This is a genomic window from Actomonas spartinae (assembly GCF_051209155.1).
In the GTDB taxonomy this organism is placed as follows: domain Bacteria; phylum Verrucomicrobiota; class Verrucomicrobiia; order Opitutales; family Opitutaceae; genus Actomonas.
Genome location: NZ_JBPJGB010000001.1, coordinates 615393 through 636357, shown reverse-complemented (window position 1 = coordinate 636357; position 20965 = coordinate 615393). Strand labels below are relative to the sequence as shown.

Sequence of the window (20965 nt, the reverse complement as noted above, 5' to 3'; positions counted from 1 at the left end):
CACCCATTTTTCCCATGCTTCGTGACCTGACCCGTTCCCCTGCCCTCCTGCTCGCTTGCCTGACCCTTTCTTCCGGTCTGGTTGCCCAACCCTCGGAGCCCACCCCTGCCGAAGCCGCCGCGCTCAAGGCGATGTCGGAAATCGATCCCAAGGTCCAACGCGACGGCGAACCCTGGACCGTCGACCCGTCCTCCCGCGAGGAATCACGCCAATTCTTCCGCTCGATCTACGGCGCGACGGAAGGCGTGCCCAGCGAGTGGAATGGCAACACCGCGACCGGCGATCCGGGCACGACGTCGGCCGCCTTCAAGGCCTCGGTGATCGGCCGCGTGAACTTCTACCGTGCCATGGTCGGCGTGCCCGCCGCCATCGCGCTTAACAACACTTTCTCGGCCAAAGCACAACAGGGCGCCCTGATGTCCAGCGCCAACGACGACATCGACCACTCCCCGCCCACCTCGTGGACCCACTATACCGCCGACGGCGCCGAAGCCTCCGACAAGGGCAACCTCGCGCTCGGCACCTTCGGCACCGAATCGATCGACGGCTACATCCGCGACCATGGTTCGAACAACGCAGCGGTCGGTCATCGTCGTTGGATCTTCATGCCCCAGCTGCAGGAAATGGGCACCGGCGACGTGGAGGCCCAGGGCGGTTTTCGCCCCGCCAACACCCTCTGGGTCAACGACGGTCGTGTCTTTGATACCCGCCCCGCCACCCGCGAGGAGTTCGTCGCCTGGCCCGCCCCAGGACATGTGCCCTACCAGCTCGTCTGGCCGCGCTGGTCGATCACCCTACCCGGCGCCAACTTCTCCGGCGCCACGGTGTCCATGACGCGCAACGGGACCCCAATCTCGACCTTCATCGAAGCCGGCAACCAATCCCTCGGCAACGAGGTCACCCTCGTGTGGCTCTACGACGGCAAGTCCGGCAATGACCTCGCCTCCCACGACAAACCCTCCGCCGATGTCGACTACGAGGTCACGGTCGCCGGCGTGAACGTCGGCGGCAGCACCCGCACCTTCAACTACACCGTGACGGTCTTCGACCCCGACGCAGCCGGCGCCGATACCACCGAGGCCACGATCAGCGGCACCGGCAGTCCCAAGACGAACCAGAGCAACACCTACACCGTCAATGCGCCGTCCTTCGCCAGCGGCATCCAATGGCGCGAACTCGTCAACGGGTCCAACAGCACCGCCTACGGCGCCGAGGAGCTCAACTCCCACCCCGAAATCGACGGGACCAGCGACAGCTACTCGCTATGGCTGACGGGCACCGCCGCCACCGGCAACGGCTCCTTCCACCTCGCCCACCCGGTCTCCTCCACCCAGTCCTTCACCCTGCCGGGCATCTTTGCCGTGCCGCCGTCCGGCGCGGTCTCGCTCAGTTTCGCCTCCAAACTGGGTTTCGCCACGGTGAACCAAATCGCCCGCGCCGAGGTCTCGATCAACGGCGGCAAGGGTTGGGCCATTGTCTATGAGCAAGCGGGTGACAGCGACGGCAGCAGCCCCACGGAATCGTCCTTCCAGAACCGTTCCGTCGACCTCGCCGCCTACGCCGGCCAAACCATCCGCGTCCGCTTCACCTACTCCCACACGAGCGGCAGCTACTTTAACCAGACTGGTCCCACCATTGGCTGGCTCATCGACGACGTCCGCCTCAACGGCGGTATCATGAGCGTCGAGGAGGCCTCCATCAGCAACCACATCGCCGGCTCCAGCTTCACCTTCAGCCCGGCCACGAACGGTCCGAAAATCCTGCAGGCGCGCGGCATGTTCTTCGGCAATTATGGCATGGACTGGGGGCCGACCAAAACGGTCATCGCCGAAACCGCGACCAGCACCTCCACCGGCAACAGCCGGATCGTGAACCTCTCCGTGCGCGCCAACGCCGCCACCGGACTCAACACCCTCAACGTCGGCATGGTCGTCGGCGGCAGCGGCACCAAGCCGGTCGTCGTGCGCGTGCTCGGTCCGGCCATTGATCCCTTCGTCGAAGGCGCCGCGCCCGATCCCGCACTGCAAATCTTCCGCGACGGCAGCGAGATCCACGCCAACGACAATTGGGACTCCAGCCTGCGCCCGGTCTTCACCTCCCTCGGCGCCTTCCCGCTGGAGGACGGTTCCCGAGACGCGGCCATCGACGTGAACCTCCAGCCCAAACTCCACTCCGTGCTCGTCGATACCCAGGGCAACAACGGTGTGGTCGTCGTCGAGGCCTACGACAAGGACGCCATTGGCACCGGCACCTCGAAGCTGATCAACATTTCCGCCCGCAACCAGGTCGGCACCGGGTCCAACGTGCTCATCGCCGGCTTCGGCATTCAGGGCACCGGTCAACGCACCCTGCTCATCCGCGGCGTGGGCGCCTCCCTCGCGCCCTTCCTCGATGGCACGCTCGCCAACCCGCAGCTCGTCATCAAGCCGCTCGGTTCCGAGAGTGTGCTGGCGAGCAACGACAATTGGAACAGCGACCCCGATGTCGCCGCCGCCGCCAGCACCGTCGGCGCCTTTGAGCTCACCTCCGACCTCGACGCCGCCTTGCTCGTCACCTTGCCCGCCGGCAGCTACACCGCGACCGTGAGCGGAGTGAACGAAACCACCGGCATCGGCCTCGTCGAAGTCTACGAGGTGCCGTGAGCAACGGTCACCGCCCGTCGTCTCATCGCTGTAGCCGGGCTCGTCCCTGCCCGCCACAGCCTTGGCGGCGGCGGGTGAGCCCGGTCCTCCCTGCCCCACCGAAAAACAAAAGCCGCGCCCGGAACTCGGGCGCGGCTTCGTGTTTGAGCGCGGACGGAACGACCGCGTTCGCTTACAGCTTCTTCGTCAGCGTGAGGTAGGTGAACCGGCCCTCCGAGTTGTAGAGGAAACCTGGATACCCGTTGGTGTTGCCCCCCCAGCCGCTCACGAAGGGCGGATCCTTGTCGAAGAGGTTGCGCACGCCGAGGGTCAGGCGGGTGTCGCCATACCAGCGGTCGGCGCCGGCAAACGCGGTGTAGTTGAGCTGTGCGTCCCAGGTGGTGCGGGAGGCCACCTGCGTGATGGTCGCGGGATCATCCGGCACGCTGGGGTCCCAGTCGCCAGTGAAGTCGCGGAAACCATCGGTGTAGTGACCGGTGATGCTGGCCGACCAGTTGTCCATGCTCCAATCGAGGATGAGCTGGCTCTTCCACTGCACGTAGCCGTCGTCGCCGAGACCAGGGGTGGACACGTCGCCGGTGGCGTTATCGAAGAGGATATCATCGGCCTCGCCGGCATACTGGAAGAACGGCGCGCCGGGGAACTGCTGGATCTCGACCGAATCGAGGTAGCTCGCGTTGAGCGAGATGTCGAAGCGACCAAAACCCTCGACCGGCAACGCGTAGCTGGTGGCGAAGTCGATGCCTTGGATCTTGGTGTTGCCCAGATTACGGAAAACACCGTCGACGAGGATCACGTTGCCGGCGTTGTCGCGCTGCACGCCTTCACCCGGCAGCAGCGTCTCACCCGCGAAGTCGCGGTTGATCACGTCCTGGTGGTCGACCGTGACCGTGCCGTTGCGCTCGATCTTCCAGAAGTCCATCGAGAAGGTGAAGCCCTTGACGGCCGACGGCGTCCACACGAAGCCGAGGTTGATGCTCTTGGTCTCCTCCGGCGCGAGGGCCGGGCTGGAGGCAATGGTCACGTCCTGCTCGGGCTCGGTGACGCCGGTGAGCGGATCGGTCACCGGCGTGAGCGAGTAGGTCAGACCGCTGGCAAACAGTTCGTAGAGCGAGGGCTCACGGAAGCCTTCACCGTAGGTCGCGCGAATGACGAACTCGTCATTGAAGGGCAGCCACTTGAGGCCGAACTTCGGCACAAAGGTGTCCTTGTCGCTGGTGTAGAATTTCTCGAAGCGACCGGCGAGATTCAGCGTGAGGAGCTGCGCGCCGGGCGTGTCGCGGGCGAGCGGGATCTCCGTCTCGGCATACCAAGCACCAATCGAACGATCGGCGTCGGTGATGTTGGCGGTGGAGCTGCCGATGACGTCGCCGGAAACACCGAGTGCGTCAGGCGACTGCGAAATCGACTCGATGCGGTATTCCATACCGGTCGCAAAACCGACATCGCCCGCCGGCAGGGTGAAGAGGTCACCCTTGCCGAGACGGATGAAGCCCAGCCCCATGTCGGACTCGTTCAGGTTGTGCAGGTTGACCGAGGCGTAATCGACCACAAGGGCGTTGGATTCGATCGGGTTCTTGTAGTAGCCGAAGGGATTGTAGGGCGTGGTCGTGCCGATGTATTCGGACGAGTTGGGGTCAAAGATCGGATCAGCCGCATTCATCACCCGATTGAGCCGCGAGATCGAGACGAGGGTGTCGTTGGAGGCCGTGTCGATACGGCTGTAACGCAGGCCCATGTCGAGGGTCCAATCGTTGAAGATCGAGTCGGACTTGAGGCCGAGCGTGGCCATGATCGAGTCCGTATCCTCACGGTAGATACGGTTGCCAAACTCCGCCAGACGGGCGCGGGAGGCGCCGGAAATGTCCTGGTTGAACGGATTGAACGGATTGAAGGCACCTGGCGCGGCGGAGCGGGATCCGGCCGATTGTTCGCCCGGCGTGAGGAAGGGATTCGGCGTGCGCGCCGGGATCACGATCGAGACGCCGCCCGGGTTGGCGAAGTTGCCGGTGGCGGACGGCGCGAGCTCGTTCACCGCCTTGGTGTTCTGGTAGATCATGTCGCCGTAGGCGCGCAGGGTGTCGGAGCCGAAGACCTTCTTTTCAAACGAAAGGAAGGCGCCGGAGCGTTCGTATTCCGGATAGGCACCGGCCGACTCATTGAAGTTATAGGAAGACGAACGGCCCGTGCCGTAGGTGTAATCGGAGGCGGGCAGGTTGCCGTTGTTCTGCTCCCGCGCGGCGTAGCTGGAGGTGAAGAACAAATCGGTCCCGTCCGGCACGCCCGTGATCGACGCACCGGGTGCCTGACCAAGCGCCTCGTTGGCGGCTTCACGGGTGACCTGGATGTTGATCGGGCTGGAGTTGCTCGAGAGGAACGGCGGCACCGCGGAATACGGGCGGTCAGCCTGGAAGATGGCGTTGCGCTTGTAGAAGTTGAGCCCGGCGGTGAGCCAACCTTGGTCACCGGAAACGCCGGTCATGACGCTCACGTTGAGTTCGGAGGCGTCCGCCGAGGTGGTGTTGCCGTAACCGAGCGAAACCTCGGTGCCCTCGAAGTCGCGACGCAGGATGATGTTCACCACGCCCGCGACGGCGTCGGCACCATAGCTGGCGGAGGCACCGTCCTTCAGCACCTCGACACGCTCGATCGCGGAGAGCGGAATGGCGTTGAGATCGACAAAGGCAGTGGTGCCGCCGGTGCCGATCGGATACGGCGCAACGCGGGCACCGTTGATGAGCACGAGGGTCGCGTCGGGGCCGAGACCGCGCAGCGACGTCGAGGACGCGGCGGGCGTGAAGCCGGTGGCGTTGTTGGCAATGGCCACGGAGCCGGCGTTGGCGGCGGTCATGCGTTGCAGGAGTTCACCGGCGGTGGTGAAGCCGGATTGTTCGATCTCACCGCGGTCCATGATCTCCACCGGAATGGTGCGGGCATCAAAGGCCGTTTCGGTCGTTGGGATGTGGGAGCCGGTCACCACGAAGGCGCCGAGGGTGACGGTTTCCTCTGCGGAGGAAGCCGGGGATTGCTGGGCAACGGCGGCCGGAGCCACCAGCAGCGCGCAGCCCAAGGCCTGCGCCAGAACGCGACGGGGCATACGCACCGCGCGAGCAGTCGGTTTCTTTTTCATTGGGTCGTGTAGTTTGTGTAAGCCAAAGCAACGGGCGTGCGGCGCACCCCTTGGTCGCTGCTTTGCGGCGAAACTCGCCCGCCCCCCTCGCCTCACAATGGCAATGCGACGAAGCGACAGCCCCGCACGATCAGGTGTTACGATTGTGCGCCAAAAACGTGTCCCGATTTCGGGTCAGTGCGACGAATGGTGCGACCACTCGCGGTTGGGATCGGATCAGTTCACGGTTTCATCGGACGAGTATCGGGCCCAACCTATCCGGTCGCCATGAGATCAAAGCGACGCGCCTGTTCGATGCGTGATCGTTGCACGCCGGGACTCACCCGCCGGGCCCGCGCAAGATCGTTCCCCGGGTTGCCGCCGGGGATGATGCGCGCTTCCGCCGGCGCATCCGGGTCCCAATAATACCATCCCGCCGGTGTGGCATAACACAGCACCGTGTGCCCCCAGCGGGTGGGACCCGAGCCGCCGTAGATCATCAACAGATGCGCATCCACCACGCTCGCGAGGCCTTGAAACCAGGCCAGACTGCGCACGAAACATCCATTGGGAATGTCCGCGGCCTCCGGCATCACGGTATCCCATTCCCCACTACGCGCATCCGCTCTCACCACCTCATAACCCTGCCAACCGCGATGCCGGTGCGCGAGGACGAGGGACAGGTCCAACTTGTCCGCGGCCATACGATCGCGGTAGACCGACAAACTGCTGGTGCCTTCGCGCGGGAGGTAGATCCACAATCGATCCCGCAACTCGAACACCGTCGCCCAGGTTACCGCCGGCATTGTCCGCGTGGGCTCATCATTACTGATCCGAATCACCTGAGCCCAGCGATCGGGCGCGAGCAACGCATGCACTTGCCGCGCCGCACGCCAATCCGCCGCGAAACGCAGCTCGGTGCCCGCCTTCCCCCACACCACGGTTGCCAGTAAAAGCGCGAGGAGAATCAAACGAAAAGGACGATGCATGCCCTGCTAACACGCAGCCCCGATACCTGCGTTGCCGCGAAGCGATCAACCACCCGGACTTCGCGATGAATCGCCCCATGAAAACGATCGATGACCGGACACCTTGACGCCCGCTCTTCCCCGTCCGTCCGCGCCGGTTCCGCGCCCGGAACGCGCGGTCCCGAATCCGAGAAAACCCGTGCGCCAACCGGTCTGCCCGGTTCCTCTACAGCAGCGCCTTCAGGTGACTCTGCAGCTTGTCCTGGTAACCGCGGCTAAGCTTGAGCTTCGTGCCATCCTGCAGGACCACGACGTATTCCCCCACAAAAGACGGTGACAACTTCCGCACCCGGTCGAGGTTGACGATGGTCGAGCGGTGGATGCGCACGAAGCGCTTCGGATCAAGCCGCGCCTCCAATCGCGCCATGGTCTCCCGCATGAGGTGCGACTTCCCGCCGACGTGGAACTTCATGTAGTCGCCCTCGGCTTCGATCCAGTCGATCTCGCCAGGTTTGAGGAAGAAGATCTCGCCGGAGGACTTGACCAAGATGCGATCGTTGAAGCCGCCGTCGTTTTCCGCCGCGCCGCCGCTGGCGAGCTGAGCGATGAGTTGATCGACTTTGGCGTTGAGCGCGGCCGTTTGGCGGGAACGCAAGGCCTCCCGCACCCGCTGCAAGGTCTCCGCGAACCGCGCGTCGTCGAAGGGCTTGAGCAGATAGTCGACCGCGTGCACCTCGAAGGCCTGCAAAGCGTGCTGATTGTAGGCCGTGACAAAAACCACCAGCGGCCGCTCCTCCGGCGCCAGTGCCCGCAACACGTCAAACCCGTCGCCGCCCGGCATCTGCACATCAAGGAAAATCAGGTCGGGTTGCACCTTGCGCACCAGCTTGATCGCGGCGGCGGCATCACCGGCTTCGCCCGCCACCTCGAAGTCAGCCTCCGCCTTCAGCAGGAGGTTCAATCCGCGACGGGCGGCGGGTTCGTCGTCGATGATGAGCACGCGGTGGGCAGGAGGCGGGGAGGAGGCAGGCATGGCGACAGGGGGTCGAGTCGGGTCGGATGGCGGGGCGGAAAAGATCAGATGCGACAGGGCAGCACGATGGAGACGGTGGTGCCCTGGCCGGGCTCGCTCTTGAGCACGAGTTGGCTGTGCACGCCATAAAGGCGCGACAGGCGTTCGCGCGTATTGGTGAGACCAATACCTTCACGGGAGCGGTCGGCACGCGCACCGTCGATGCCCATGCCGTCGTCGCTCACTTCAAGATGCAGCCTCCCCTCGCGCACGTCGCCGGCCACCCGCACGCGCCCGGGACCGTTCTTCGGCGCCACGCCGTGGAGGATGGCGTTCTCCACCAACGGCTGCAACAGGAGGTTCGGTATGCGCGCTTCGAGCGCTTCCGTGCTGATCGCGGTGTCGACCGACAGGCGGTCGGCGAAGCGCATCTTTTGGATGTCGATGTAGCGCTCAAGGAACTCCATTTCCTGCCGCACCGTCACTTCCTCCACCCGCGAGGTATCGAGCGAGATACGCAGCAAGGAGCTGAGTTTGGAGAGCAAGCTGATTGCCTCGGTGTTGCGCTCCTCCCGCACCAGCACCGCGATCGTATTCATGGTGTTGAAGAGAAAATGCGGATGCAGCTGTTGCTTCAGCGAACTCAGTTCTGTCTGCACCAGCCGCGACTCCAGCTGCGCCGCCTTGATCTGCTCGTTCTTGAACTTGCGGTAGATCTCGAAGGTGTAACCCGCGCCGAGAATCGCCCAATAGAAAACCACGTCGATGAGGTTGCGGCCGAAGAAGTTACCGACCGCCACCGCCCAGAAATCGGCCAGTGGCTCCCCTTCGCGCACCATCACAAAGGCAATACGCGCCAGGTAGTAGCTGCCCATGATCACCAGACTGAGCGTGAGGTGAAATCCGACCCCACCGACCCAACGCCCCGTTGCCAAAGGCACCACCCGCCGCAACCACAACACGACCGGCGTAAGCAGCATCCACAACGCGACGCGCGCATACTGGGAGGCGAGCACATCCCAGAACGCGATCTCCGGCCGCGTGACCCGCACTGTGAAGAAAACCTCCGTGCTCAGGATCAAGCCCACCGCCGCCCAAACGGCGAGAAGCGCAATCCACTTTGAGTAACGGTTGTCCATGAGCGAAGAGACCAGTCTGCTTGGCGTGCCGATACTGAGGCGAAAGGGAAAGAAAATGCGACAAAACGCCGCTCTCGTGCGACGAACGACCTCGGCGCCTCGCTCAATTCCGCGGCGCCTCAAACCGGTCCGCCCGCGCCTCCGCCTCGATTTTCTCCCCCGCCAGCCCGTCCGCCGCCCACTGCGCCGCCAGCACCGGCGCCCATAGCGCGCCCTTGGCCGCCAACGCGGTGAACACGCCCCACCGCCGCTCGCCGTCCAGCCAACCGACCACCGGACGCCGGTCCGGCACATTGACCCGCAAACCCGCGAGTCCCCGGGGCTCGATTACCTCGCACCCCGTGAGCCGCCGCGCCGCCGCGGCTAATCCCCGCTGCCCCCGCTCGGTCGGGCGCGGCTCCAAGTCGTCGCGGCCAAAGGTCGCTCCCACCCGCACGGCATCGCCGGCCATCGGCATGATCCACTGCCCGTCGTTGAGCACGGTGTCGGGTTCGAGCCCCGGCAGGCGTCCCGTCAACACCTCGCCTTTGGCAAGCTCCCAGGGCCCCATCGCCGGATCGGTCTCCGCGCCGACACACCAGATCACCGCCGAACGGCCCAGCAATTCTTGGGGCGAAACGGCCGCCTCCCGCAACACGCCCGCTTCGATCCAACGCTCGCGCAGCGCGGCGACGATCGCCGCGGTGTCCACCTGAATCGCCCCCTGCAACCACAGACCTGTGGCATCCCGCGCCGCCACCCACTGCGCCACCTCCGCGACCGCGCAACGCGCCTCAAAGCGCGCCCGCTCCGCCTGGTCGCGGTAGATCCGCCGCAGCCGCATCTCCCGCACGACCGACCGCCCCAATGCGTCACCAAGTTCCTGATACAGGCGTAGACTCTCGTCCCGCCACTCCGCAAAACGCCAGGTGGGCACCAGCCGCCGGCCCGCCACCGGACTCACCAGTCCCGCGCCCACCCGCGAGGCCGCGGTCGCGTGCCCGCGGTCGATGATTTCAAACGCAATCCCCGCGCGCTCGCAGGCCCAACCCAACATCGATCCCGCAATGCCCTGACCGACGATCGTCACCGGGTCCGCCATGGCCGCACTCCGATTCGCCGCTCAATCGCAGTGGTCGCTCGGACCATGCACATGACCATGCGCGATCTCGGTCTCGGTCGCGGGCCGCGCCGCCACCAGCTCAACGTCAAAGGTCAGGTCCACGCCGGCGAGCGGATGATTCGCATCCAGCATCACGCCGTCCTCCTCGATGCCCACCACCGTCACCACGGGCGCACCGCGATCGGGCGCCGTCTGAAATTGATCGCCGAGCTTCAGCTCGCCCTCCACCGGCATCACGTGCCGCGGCACCTTGCGCACCTGACTCGGATCATGGAGACCGTAGCCCTGCGCCGCCGGCACCTCAATGAGGCCTTTCTGGCCCGGCGTCCAGTCGCGCAAGGCTGTGTCGAGTCCGTCGATGATCATGCCTGCGCCCTCCAAGTAGGAAATCGGCTCCCCGCCCTGCGAGGTATCCAGCAGCTTCCCAGCGGCATTCTTAAGCGTGTAGTGAAACGTGACGACGCGACGATCGGTGGAACTCATGTGCCACCATGTTCCCGGCCCGCCCCACCCTGGCGCAACGCCGGAATTGGCCCCGGCTGAGCGCTCACACCACCCACACCTGCACGCTCGTGATCCGCGGCAGCCGCGCCGGCAGTCCCTGCCAGGTCCCACCCGCGTCACTCGATACGAACACCTCACCACCCGTCGTGCCCAGGTAGATGCCCGCCGGGTCGAGGCCGTCCGCCGTCATCGCGTCGCGCAGCACGCCGACAAAACAATCCGCCGGCGGCAGGCCCTGGGTGAGCGCCTTCCACGTGCGACCACGATCCCGCGAACGCCATACCTTGAAAATTCCATCCGGCACCACGCGGTAGCTGTCCCGCACCAGCGGCACCACAAACAGATCGTCCTGCGTCACCGCTAGCGGAAACCCGAAGTCATGCGGCAACCCGGCCGAAATCTTGGTCCACGAATCGCCACCGTCGGTCGAGCGATAGACGCCGAAGTGAAACTGCAGCACCAGCGCGTTGGGCGCCGACGGATCGAGCTCCAGCCGGTGCACACAGCGCCCCATGTCCTCGCCCTTGATGAACTCGGGCGCGACGTTGGGTAGGCCTTGGTTGCACAGCGACCAAGTGGCGCCGCCATCTTCGCTGCGAAACACGCCCACCGCCGAGATCGCCACCCACAGCCGATCGGGACTCTGCGGATCCACCACGATGGAATGCAGGCAAAGTCCGCCCGCCCCCGGCATCCACATCGGTCGCGAGGGATGCGCCTGCAGCCCACTCAACTCGTCCCAGGTCTCGCCATCATCGCGACTCACAAACAGGGCCGCGTCGTCGGTGCCGGCATACCACGTGCCGGGCTGCGACGGATGCCCCGGCACGATGCGCCAGATATGTTTGAGCTTGGCTTCACTGTCGGCCGCAAAGGCCGGATCACGTTGCGCCTCGCGCCAAGTCAGTCCGCCGTCGTCGGATAGCCGGATGGTCGGCCCGCGCTCCCATTGTTCGGTGCCGGCGATCAAGCGTCCCCGCGCCAGGTCGCCGCCGAGACTGAACACCTCCATACCGGGCAACGCCGGTCCCGTGAGCCGCCAATCGCGACGGCCCTCGTCACTGGCGTAGAAGAACACACCTTTCACGGTGCCCAGACCGAGCACCACGCGACGCGACGAAGGGGATGGCGCGGACATGCCCGCCACCATGACGGAGGCGGCGACGGATTCGAGTTCAAACCCGCCGGCGCCGCAGTTCTCAAACCGGTTTACGAGTGCCGCTTGCGCCCGCTCTCGCTCCAGTAGCGCTCCACCACCCCGTCGCGCGTTTCGATGAACACGGTGCGATCGAGCTCAACACGGGAACCGACATCGAAGACGAAGAGCAGCGCGGCATCGACCTCTTTGATCTTGGTCGATTCGTAACGCAGGATGCGGGTGGCGTTGCCCACATCCTCGACACGCGAAGGCTCGCCCAGCGTGGCGACGATCCAGGCCTCGGTGGTTTCACCCGGCTGGATACGATGGAGATTCTCCTCGGCCACAACACGCCCGGAATAGCGCGTCGCTTCGTGAGACGTGATCACGGTGCAGCCCGAAAACAGGACCGCGGCCGCGGCGAGGGTAAAAGGAAGGAAACGACGAACAGAGGTCTTCATGATCACGGAGTCAGAGTTGGGTGTTGTAAGGTAACACCCGACTGCGACGCCCCCGGTTGCGGGAAAATTCAATGAATTTGCCCGCCGCCACGAAATGGCCGTCCGTGACCCCATCTCAGCCGTAGGTCGACTACAGTTGGAAAGGACGTCGAAGGCGGGCACCTCGTCCGCTGCGGCGCCGGTCGCAGCGCGCGGTTTGAGTTGGGGCATTGAGGCACTGCCGCGTGGGCAGACGGCTGCTCGCGATAAAAAACGCCTCAGTCTGGAGTGATTCCCCGAATTGGCAGCAGCCGGACCATCACATCAATACTGGCCATCGCCGCAGCGGGCTGTCCTGCGACTTCTGCGGGATAAAATCGCGCATCGGTCATCGCATCGATCATCGCCGCCGCCGCCGACTCCGGGAAAACGTCGCGAACATCGATACGCAAAACCCGGCCGTCGGCGCCGATCTTCACTTGGAACCGTCCACGGGCCCACACCCCCGTGAGGTCTCTCCGGAAGGAAAAAGACATGCCGGGCATGAATCGAAAGCGCGCGGGACGCCCAACGTCGGTCACCATCGCAATTCGCGTCCTCATTTTCGCATGCGGGCCCGACCGGAACTCGACCGGCTCCGCCCCCGCCGCCAGCTCTTCGGCCGAACGCGAGGCCAATGGCTCCTTGCTCAGGATAAAATTCGTCCAGCGTCGAACGCGGGCGGAATCAACGCCGTCCCGGCTCACGTAGGTGATCCATAGGTCCCCACCCTCCAAAGTTTGAATCCTGGCCCATTTCCGGACCCGGTCCGACGTGGAGTGGTAATCGAGCACGTAGGCCGATTCTGAGAGTCTGGTCGTGTGAAACTCGAAGTCGGGAGTCTGCTTTCGTGCTGCTTCAAGTTGGACGATGGCCTCCCGCTGATACAGCGGTTCGGACCGCAACGATACAATCAGATGTTCCTGCCAGTCTGCCGCGGAGTTGCCAGGCGGGTAGACTCTCACCTCCCGCAAGATCAATTGTTCTGCCGGTTGTTCAACCACTGCGGAACGCGCCCCCGCCTCGGCGACCAATTCGGCCACGACACGATCAACCGTCTCGGGCGAGGCATTGAAGAACACCAACGGACCGGCTTCGCGCGCCGACTCGACCGGCGGAGACGCACAACCGCCAAGAAAGATCGCCCCTAAACCTAGCGCTCCGAATGCAACCCGAAAGCAGTGGAACGAACGCATGCCGTCGAGCCCGGGAGAAGCGGACCACAAGGTCAAGTGCGCTCACCCTTCCGCGCGCAGCACTTCCAGCGGCGGGTGGTTGGTGATGCCGCGGTTGGAGAGCAGGCCGGCAAGCAGGGTGATCGAGGACACCGCGAGGATCGCGACCACGATCGTCGTGACGGAAAACACCCCGACGGTTTCGAAGACAAAATGCGCCAGCAGGCCGTTGGCCACGATGGCCAAGCCGCAGCCAACCACCGCCGCGAGGATGCCGAGCACGGCGTATTCCACCAACTGGATCTGCCAGAGCTGGCGACCGGTCGCGCCGAGCGTGCGCAGCAGCACGACTTCGCGCAGCCGCTGCAGGCGACCACTCATCATTGCCCCCACCAGCACGATCACGCCGGTCGCCACGGTAAACAGCGCCATGAACTGAATCACGAACTGCACCTTCTCGAAAATCGAATCCAAGGTCTCCAGCACCAGCTGCAGGTCGATGGCGGAGACATTGGGCAGCGCTGCCACGATCGCTTCCTGCACCCGCGCCGAGTGCGCCGGATCGCCCACCCGCGTCGCCGCCACATAAAACTTCGGCGCCGGTTCCAGCACGCCGGCCGGAAACACCACGAAGAAATTGGGCTCCATGCGGCGCCATTCCACTTCGCGCAGGCTGGCGATGCGGGTCAGGATCGGCAGGCCTTGCACGTCCCATTCGATCTCGTCGCCCAGCGCGACGTTCATCTGCTCCGCCAAACCGCGTTCGACGGAAATCGGCACCGCGCTGTCGCCATCCCAGTCGATGCGATTCACCCATTCACCCTCGACGATACGTTCGGTGCGCTCATTGAGGTGATCGCGGAAGGTGGAGCGGTATTCGCGCCGCAGCGTCCAGTCGGCCACTCGATTCTCACGATCGCGCAGGATCTCGCTGACCGGGCGGCCCTTCACCTGGGCAACGCGCATCGTCACAATCGGCGCATCGGCCTGCATGGGCGCGTCTTCGCGCCGCAGGATGTCGCGCAGCGGATCGATCTGGTCGTCCTGGATGTCGAAGAACAAGAGGTTCGGTCGGTCGCTGCCGCCCGCACCCGCGATCTGGGCCAGCAGCGTCGAACGGGTCAGCGCCAGCGTCACGATGAGGAAGGTGCCCAGGCCCAAAGCCAGCAGCAGCAAGACGGTCCGGTTGTTGGGCCGGTGCAGGTTGGCGATACCCTGCCGCCAAACGTAGGGTGCGCGCTTGGGCGTGAAGCGCCGGGCCGCCCAGGCCACGACTTTGCCCAGCGCGCCGAGAATCAGAAAACTCACCGCCAACGTCACCAGAAACCCAATACCCACCTGCCAGCGCGGCGCCTGCCGCAGGGCAAACATGGCCACGATGCCCACGATGCCGGCGTAGACCGCCCAGCGCCACGGGTCGCGATTGGCGCCCGATTCCGCTGTCGCTGCACGGATGGCCACCAGCGGCGACACGCGTCGCACGGCCAGCAACGGCAACAGGGCAAAGAGCCCGCAGATGAACAGACCAGCCGCTGCACCTTTGAAAACCACCCGCCAAATGATGCCAAATTCGACCTCCACCGGCAGCATCTGTGCGACCAGTTGCGGCAAGGCCAACTGCACGCCGACCCCCAGCGCCGCCCCGGCCGCCGAACCGATGAGCCCGAGGGCCAGGCCCTGCACGAGGTAAACGCCAAAGGCCGTGCCGGAGCTCGCCCCCAAACAACGCAGCACGGCGACCGTCGGAATCTTTTGGCGGATGTGCACATGGATCGCGCTGGCCACCCCGATCGCGCCGAGAAAGAGCGCCACAAATCCCACCAGACTCAGGAAGGAATACACGTTGCGCAGGGCGGAGCCGAGCTCCTGCTTGCGCTCCTCGACCGTCTCGTAACCGAGGTGTTGATCCGGGTAGGTCCGGCGCAGGCGCCGCTCCACTTCGAGCGCGTCGCTGCCATCGTCAAAAACGATGTAGCGCCGGTGACGGGCGAGGCTGCCGGGACCAAGCAGGCCCGCGCCTTCAAGCTCGCTCAGCGGGATGAAGACCCGCGGCGACAGCATCGCCACCACCACGGAATCACCCGGAATCTGCCGCAAGGCGCCGACCACCGTGAACGTCTCGTCGCCCAGCTTGATCGGATCGCCGACGCCGACGCCGAACTGCGCCATCAGCGACTCTTCCATCACCGCCACCTTGCCGCCCTGCGCCAGACGGGCGGGCGCGTCGGCCGGGACCGTCTCGAAGTCACCGTAGAACGGATACCCGCCCTCCAGGGCCCGCAGGGTGGCGAGCCGCGTGCGATTCTCCGCCGTCGGAAAGACCACCATGGTCGACAACGCGATTTCGTTGGCCTGTTGACCACCGAGGGCGTCGAGATCCGCCGCGACCTCGGGTGCAAACGCCGCCCGGCCCTGCACCCGCAGATCGGCCCCCAGCAGCGTGCGCGCCTGCGCGTCGATCGCCTCGCGCAAGTTGGCATTGAACGAACCGATCGCGACGAGCGAAGCGATGCCGAGCACGATCGAAAACGACGCCAACACGAGGCGCCGCCGCGATGCCCGCGAATCCCGCCAAGCCATCTTGAGGATGAAGCGAAAGGAGGAGGATTTGTTGCCCACGGAATACACAGAAAACACGGAAGAGTTCAGAGCACGAAACGCTCAAACTCGGCCTTGGGGTGATGACCAAAATTCACCAAGAGCCCCACCCGAAGGCCGGAAGCGTGGAGGTAGTTTTGAATCTGCGCACGGTGTTCATCGCAGATCTTTGAGACGGCCTTTATTTCCAAAATCACCCTATCGAAACAGACGAAATCCGGAGAGAAGGTCTGCTTCAATGGGCGACCTTTGCAGGAGAGAGAAACTCGAGGCTGGGCGGCAAACGGAATACCGCGATCTGCGAGCTCGAGCTCCAAACACTCCTGAAACACCGCCTCCAAGAATCCAGCCCCCTTATCGCGGTATACCTCAAAACAGGCCCCGAGAATCTCACGCGTCAGTTCTTCATGAATCAGTTTATTCATCGTGCTCCTTTCCGTGTGTTCAGTGTGTTCCGTGGGCCAGATTCAAATGTTCAAGATGCCTATCCTTCCACCACCTCGCCGTTTCGTAGGCGGAGGACCTGGCCGCAAAGTTTCGCCAGTTCGAGGTCGTGCGTGACCATCACGAGGGTCGTGCCTTTTTCGTGATTCAGGCCAAAGATAAGTTCCTGCACGGTCTGCGCCGTCGCGCCATCGAGGTTGCCGGTGGGCTCGTCGCAGAAGAGGATCTTGGGTTCGTTGATGAAGGCCCGCGCCAGCGCGACCCGCTGTTGCTCACCGCCCGACAACTGCACCGGGTAATGATCGGTCCGTTGCCCGAGCCCCACCCGCGTGAGCAACTCCACCGCCCGCGCCTCGGCCTCCGGTCCCCCGTCACCGCGCAGCTCGAGCGGCACCAGCACGTTCTCCAGCGCGGTGAGCGTGGGCACCAATTGGAAATTCTGAAACACGAAGCCAACGTGCTCGTTGCGCACCCGCGCGCGCTCGTCCTCGTTCATCGCCCCGATCGCTTCGCCGGCCACCACGACCTCGCCGCCCGAGGGACGATCCAAGCCGGCGCACAAGCCCAACAACGTGGTCTTGCCGCTACCGGACGGACCAAGGATCGCGAGTGACTCTCCCGCCGACAGATCGAAACTTACTTCCTTGAGCACGGTCAACGGACCCGCCGCCGTGGCGTAGCTCTTGGTCAAGCGCTGGACTTTCAACATCGATTGCACACTCATGAACAAAGCCGCGAACCAAACCCCGCCCCTCCCGATGTGCAAATGACGAAGCCGCTTCGCCTTCTCTTTCTCGCTGTTACGTTGATCACCAACCTCGGCGCGCTGGCCTCATCCGCCGTGGCCGCCGACACCGAAGAGGCGCGCCGCACCATCCTGTTTTACGGCGACAGCCTCACCGCCGGTTACGGCCTCAACGACCCGACCGAGACCGCCTTCCCGGCGTTGATCCAGGACAAACTCGACGAGGCCGCGCTGCCCTACCGTGTCGTCAACGCCGGCCTCTCCGGCGAAACCTCCTCCGGTGGCCTGCGCCGCATCAACTGGGTCATGCGCCAGCCGGTCGACGTCTTCGTCCTCGAACTCGGCGCCAACGACGGACTGCGCGGACTGCCGCTCGATCTGCTCGAAGCCAACCTCCAGAAAATCTTCGATCGCGTCCGCGCCAAGAACCCCGACGTCCAGCTCGTCCTCGCCGGCATGCAAATGCCGACCAGCATGGGCGGCTACGCCGAGGACTTTGCGGCGATCTACCCGCGGCTCGCCGCCGCCAACGACGCCACCCTCATCCCCTTTCTCCTCGAAAGCGTCGGCGGAGTCGCCGAGCTCAACCAGAGCGACGCCATTCACCCCAATCCCGCCGGACACGAGATCATCGCCGAGACGGTCTGGACCTACCTGCGCCCCCTGGTCATACCATAAACCGCTTTCATGTTGTCCCGGTCCGCAGTTCCGCTTCGTGCCGTGGGGATCGCCGTCGCTCTGCTTCTTGCAGGTTGGTCGGCTCCCCGCGTCGCCGCCGCCTCCACGTTCACCGGCGGCTTTGTGACGGACGACAACGTCACCAACTCCGCGCAAGAGGAGAAGTCCGATCAGGCCGTGTTCGCCTCCGCCAACCACAGTCGCCACCGCTTGCTCAGTCGCGATCTGCAAGGTTCGGTCGGTCTCGCCGCCAGCGCGACGCATTGGCTGACTTGGGACGGTCTCGATCTCGCGGAACTCAGTGCCAACGCCAACCTGCGCTGGAAATTTGGGCTCGGTCCCTACGCGCCGCGTCTCGACACCGGCGTCGTCGTGGGCCGCCAGTTTTCGCGCGTCGACGAATGGTCGGGCAACCTGTTGCGCGCCAGCAGCACGCTCTCGCGCCGCCTTTCGCCAGCGTGGCAGTTGCTCGCCGGAGTCGAGCTCAACCGCCTCGACGCCAACCGCGCCGTCTATTCCCACACGCAGTGGACGACCACCTTCACCGCCAACTATGATCCCACGCCGGACTGGCGCGTCGCCCTGACCTATCGGCACCGTCGCGGCGATCAGCTGTCGTGGTGCCGCAACAGCTGGCCGCCCTTTGCCGGCACGACCCAGTGGCTCGACGGCATATTCGGCGGCGACTGGTTTCCCTACCGCACCGAGGCCGAACTCAACGGCGGCTCGATCACCGTGTCGCGAGCGTTCGGCATCGCCAGCACCGTCGCCGTCGGGTTTGAAACCACCCGATCCGTTTCCGGTGCCCACAAGTCCTACCGCAATCAGCGCTTCAACCTACAGTTCGTTCATGCGTTCTAATCTCCTTCGCGCGCTCGCCCTGACCGCCTCGATCCTCGCCGGTTGCGCACCGCTCACCCACGCCGCCGAGCTCACCGTTACCGCCACCGACCAGTCTCAAACGCCGGTGGAGCAATTGGTCGTCTGGCTCACTCCACTCGACCAACCTGTCCCGGCCGCGCCCGCCGAGCTCAGCGCCACCATCGAGCAAATCGACGAGGAGTTTGTGCCTTACCTTTCCGTCGTGCGCGTCGGCACCCGCGTCGCCTTTCCCAACCGCGACAATGTGCAACACCACGTCTACTCCCTGTCGCGACCAGCCAAGTTTGAGATCCCGCTGCACGGCGGTCAGACCACCGAGTCCGTTGTGCTCGACACCCCCGGTCTCATTCCGGTGGGCTGCAACATTCACGACTGGATGATCTCGCATATCGTGGTGGTGGATACGCCGTGGTTCGGCCAATGCGACGCCACCGGCACCCTGACCCTCTCCGATCTGCCGGCCGGCCGCTACACCCTCAACGCCTGGCATCCGCGACTCCGCAAGGCGCAGGAGCAGGAGGTCACCATCACGGCCGCAGCGGCGACACGCGTCGCACTCGAGCTGCGCCTGCGGCCCGACCGGCGTCTGCGCCGCGCCCCCGACGCCGGCGGACACGGCTACTGAGTCCCGCGCCACCATGATTCGTTTTCGCAGCTTTCGCGCGACCCTGCTGACGATCATTCTGGCCGCGGTCGCCGCGACCCAGGTCGCGACCTTCGCGGTCGTGGCGGCGGTCAATCAACGCGAAGCCCGCGCCGAAATCGAAGAGGACTTGCAGGCCGCTGCCGATGCCTTTGCGCAGGTCACCTCCAACCGCGTGCGCCAACTGGCCATCAGCGCCGCCGCGGTCGCCAGCGACTACGCCTTTCGCGAAAACTACTTCAATCTCCTCGAGGACCCGCGCACCCTGGAGTCGGTCTTCACCAGCGCGAGCAATCGCATCGGCGCCGACCTCAATGCCTGGGTCGACCTCGACGGACGCACCATCTTCGCCGCGCCCACGACCGACGACGAGGTGTTCGCCGAGCTCGTGTTTCGCGCCGACGAAAGCGTCGATGCCCGCGCGACCGGCTACCTGGAAAGCAATCGCCAACTCTACGTCGTCGCCGCCGTGCCGATCCGTGCCCCAGCCATCGTCGCCTGGTGGGTCGTCGGCACCCGCGTCGACACCCTGCTCGCCCAAAGCCTGCGGGAAATGACCGGCGTGCAGGTGAGTTTCGCCAACTCGCGCCGCGAACTTGTCGCCTCCTCGCTGCATCCCGTGCTCCAGCGGGCACTCGCGGCCGAAGTGTCGGCGCTGCCAGAATCGACGACGGCCGACTCGATCCGGCAGACGGTGCTCAAGGAAGAGGAGACCCTCATCAACCTGCGTCCGGTCCCGCTCGAGTCTGGCGGTCATTCGCTCACCATCCTGCAATATTCGCTCGATGAGAAACTCGCTCCGGCCCGGCGCCTCAGCCGGATCATCCTGCTCGTGAGTCTCGGCGGCATGGTGCTGGCCAGCTTCCTCGGCGCCAACCTGGCGCGTCGCCTCAGTCGCCCGGTGCAAGACCTTGCCCAACACACCAAGCTCATCGCTGCCGGCGACTACGCGACGCAATTGCAGCTCCATCGCCAAGACGAGCTCGGCGACCTGGCCAAGGCCTTCAACGCCATGAGTGCCGGCCTCGCCGAGCGGGACCAGGTGCGAGACTTGCTCGACAAGAACGTCTCGCCCGAGGTCGCCGCCCAGCTCATGCGCGAAGGCGCCGCCCTCGGCGGCGAGGAGCGCGAAGTCACGATCCTGTTCGCCGACCTGCGCGGCTTCACCACCTTGTCCGAAAAGCTGCCAGCCCGGGAGGTCGTCACCCAACTCAACCGCTACCTCGACCGCATGAGTGCCGCGATCGAGTCGTGCGGCGGCGTGATCGACAAGTTCATCGGCGACGAAATCATGGCCCTGTTCGGCGCACCGGTTGCAACGGCCGACTCCGCTCATCGGGCCGTGCAGTCCGCCCTCGCCATGCGCACCGCGCTCCAGGCGCTCAACGCCGAGTTTGCCGCCGAGGGGCTGCCACCGCTCGCCTTCGGCATCGGCCTCAACACCGCCCGGGTCATTGCCGGCAACATTGGTTCCCAACGCCGCCTCAACTACTCGGTCATCGGCGACGGCGTAAACCTCGCGGCTCGCCTGCAGACCCTCACCCGGCGCGATGACCTCGCCACCGATCTCATCCTGAGCGAAGCCACCCTACGGTCCGCCCGCGCGCACGCCGACTACGCCGTGCGCGACCTCGGGCAGGCGGTGGTCAAGGGTCGGGAGGAACCGGTCCGAATCTACACCATCGCCCCGTAAAAACGGGCCCCTTG

Annotated in this window: 17 protein-coding genes; 5 read left to right on the top strand and 12 right to left on the bottom strand. The window is 65.0% G+C overall.

Annotated features, from left to right (window positions below):
• Positions 1 to 14: 14 nt before the first annotated feature.
• The gene (locus AC0MRV_RS02480; protein ID WP_472762843.1) at positions 15 to 2642 is read left to right on the top strand and encodes a CAP domain-containing protein; all 2628 of its coding nucleotides are present in this window, start codon (positions 15 to 17) and stop codon (positions 2640 to 2642) included.
• A gap of 172 nt (positions 2643 to 2814) precedes the next feature.
• Here AC0MRV_RS02480 and AC0MRV_RS02475 read toward each other — a convergent pair whose 3' ends face one another.
• From AC0MRV_RS02475 to AC0MRV_RS02420, 12 genes are all read right to left on the bottom strand, one after another.
• Entirely contained in the window at positions 2815 to 5739 is a 2925-nt protein-coding gene (locus AC0MRV_RS02475) for a TonB-dependent receptor domain-containing protein (RefSeq protein WP_472762842.1), read from the bottom strand.
• Positions 5740 to 6026: 287 nt separating this feature from the next.
• On the bottom strand, positions 6027 to 6740 hold the full coding sequence (locus tag AC0MRV_RS02470; protein WP_472762841.1) for a hypothetical protein: 714 nt from the start codon (positions 6738 to 6740) through the stop codon (positions 6027 to 6029).
• Positions 6741 to 6945: 205 nt separating this feature from the next.
• Complete coding sequence (locus AC0MRV_RS02465; protein WP_472762840.1) at positions 6946 to 7752, bottom strand: LytR/AlgR family response regulator transcription factor; 807 nt, start codon at positions 7750 to 7752, stop codon at positions 6946 to 6948.
• A 44-nt stretch (positions 7753 to 7796) separates the two neighbouring features.
• Complete coding sequence (locus AC0MRV_RS02460) at positions 7797 to 8870, bottom strand: sensor histidine kinase (protein ID WP_472762839.1); 1074 nt, start codon at positions 8868 to 8870, stop codon at positions 7797 to 7799.
• Between the two features lie 103 nt (positions 8871 to 8973).
• A complete protein-coding gene (locus AC0MRV_RS02455) occupies positions 8974 to 9951 on the bottom strand; it encodes an NAD(P)/FAD-dependent oxidoreductase (RefSeq protein ID WP_472762838.1) in 978 nt (325 codons plus the stop codon).
• Between the two features lie 21 nt (positions 9952 to 9972).
• Positions 9973 to 10455, bottom strand: a complete 483-nt coding sequence (locus AC0MRV_RS02450) for an FKBP-type peptidyl-prolyl cis-trans isomerase (RefSeq protein ID WP_472762837.1) — start codon at positions 10453 to 10455, stop codon at positions 9973 to 9975.
• 64 nt (positions 10456 to 10519) lie between these two features.
• The gene (locus AC0MRV_RS02445) at positions 10520 to 11614 is read right to left on the bottom strand and encodes a WD40/YVTN/BNR-like repeat-containing protein (protein WP_472762836.1); all 1095 of its coding nucleotides are present in this window, start codon (positions 11612 to 11614) and stop codon (positions 10520 to 10522) included.
• 71 nt (positions 11615 to 11685) lie between these two features.
• Positions 11686 to 12075 (bottom strand): hypothetical protein, encoded by a 390-nt coding sequence (locus AC0MRV_RS02440; protein ID WP_472762835.1) that lies wholly within the window; start codon positions 12073 to 12075, stop codon positions 11686 to 11688.
• A 257-nt stretch (positions 12076 to 12332) separates the two neighbouring features.
• Positions 12333 to 13289, bottom strand: coding sequence for a hypothetical protein (locus tag AC0MRV_RS02435; RefSeq protein ID WP_472762834.1), 957 nt, complete (start codon positions 13287 to 13289; stop codon positions 12333 to 12335).
• 42 nt (positions 13290 to 13331) lie between these two features.
• The gene (locus AC0MRV_RS02430) at positions 13332 to 15905 is read right to left on the bottom strand and encodes an ABC transporter permease (protein WP_472762833.1); all 2574 of its coding nucleotides are present in this window, start codon (positions 15903 to 15905) and stop codon (positions 13332 to 13334) included.
• An 8-nt stretch (positions 15906 to 15913) separates the two neighbouring features.
• Positions 15914 to 16291 carry a GxxExxY protein gene (locus AC0MRV_RS02425; RefSeq protein ID WP_472762832.1) on the bottom strand — a complete coding sequence of 126 codons (378 nt, stop codon included), beginning with the start codon at positions 16289 to 16291 and terminating at the stop codon, positions 15914 to 15916.
• 59 nt (positions 16292 to 16350) lie between these two features.
• Positions 16351 to 17034, bottom strand: a complete 684-nt coding sequence (locus AC0MRV_RS02420; protein WP_472762831.1) for an ABC transporter ATP-binding protein — start codon at positions 17032 to 17034, stop codon at positions 16351 to 16353.
• A gap of 42 nt (positions 17035 to 17076) precedes the next feature.
• On the opposite strand from AC0MRV_RS02420, the gene AC0MRV_RS02415 reads away from it, so the two are divergent.
• Genes AC0MRV_RS02415 through AC0MRV_RS02400 form a run of 4 tightly spaced genes read left to right on the top strand, consistent with a single transcriptional unit; the run spans position 17077 to position 20951 of the window.
• Complete coding sequence (locus tag AC0MRV_RS02415; RefSeq protein WP_472762830.1) at positions 17077 to 17733, top strand: arylesterase; 657 nt, start codon at positions 17077 to 17079, stop codon at positions 17731 to 17733.
• Positions 17734 to 17742: 9 nt separating this feature from the next.
• Positions 17743 to 18594 carry a hypothetical protein gene (locus AC0MRV_RS02410; RefSeq protein ID WP_472762829.1) on the top strand — a complete coding sequence of 284 codons (852 nt, stop codon included), beginning with the start codon at positions 17743 to 17745 and terminating at the stop codon, positions 18592 to 18594.
• Positions 18584 to 19240, top strand: a complete 657-nt coding sequence (locus AC0MRV_RS02405; RefSeq protein ID WP_472762828.1) for a carboxypeptidase regulatory-like domain-containing protein — start codon at positions 18584 to 18586, stop codon at positions 19238 to 19240. Before AC0MRV_RS02410 ends, AC0MRV_RS02405 begins: the two co-directional genes overlap by 11 nt.
• A 13-nt stretch (positions 19241 to 19253) precedes the next feature.
• Positions 19254 to 20951 (top strand): adenylate/guanylate cyclase domain-containing protein, encoded by a 1698-nt coding sequence (locus AC0MRV_RS02400; RefSeq protein ID WP_472762827.1) that lies wholly within the window; start codon positions 19254 to 19256, stop codon positions 20949 to 20951.
• The last annotated feature ends 14 nt before the right edge of the window (positions 20952 to 20965 follow it).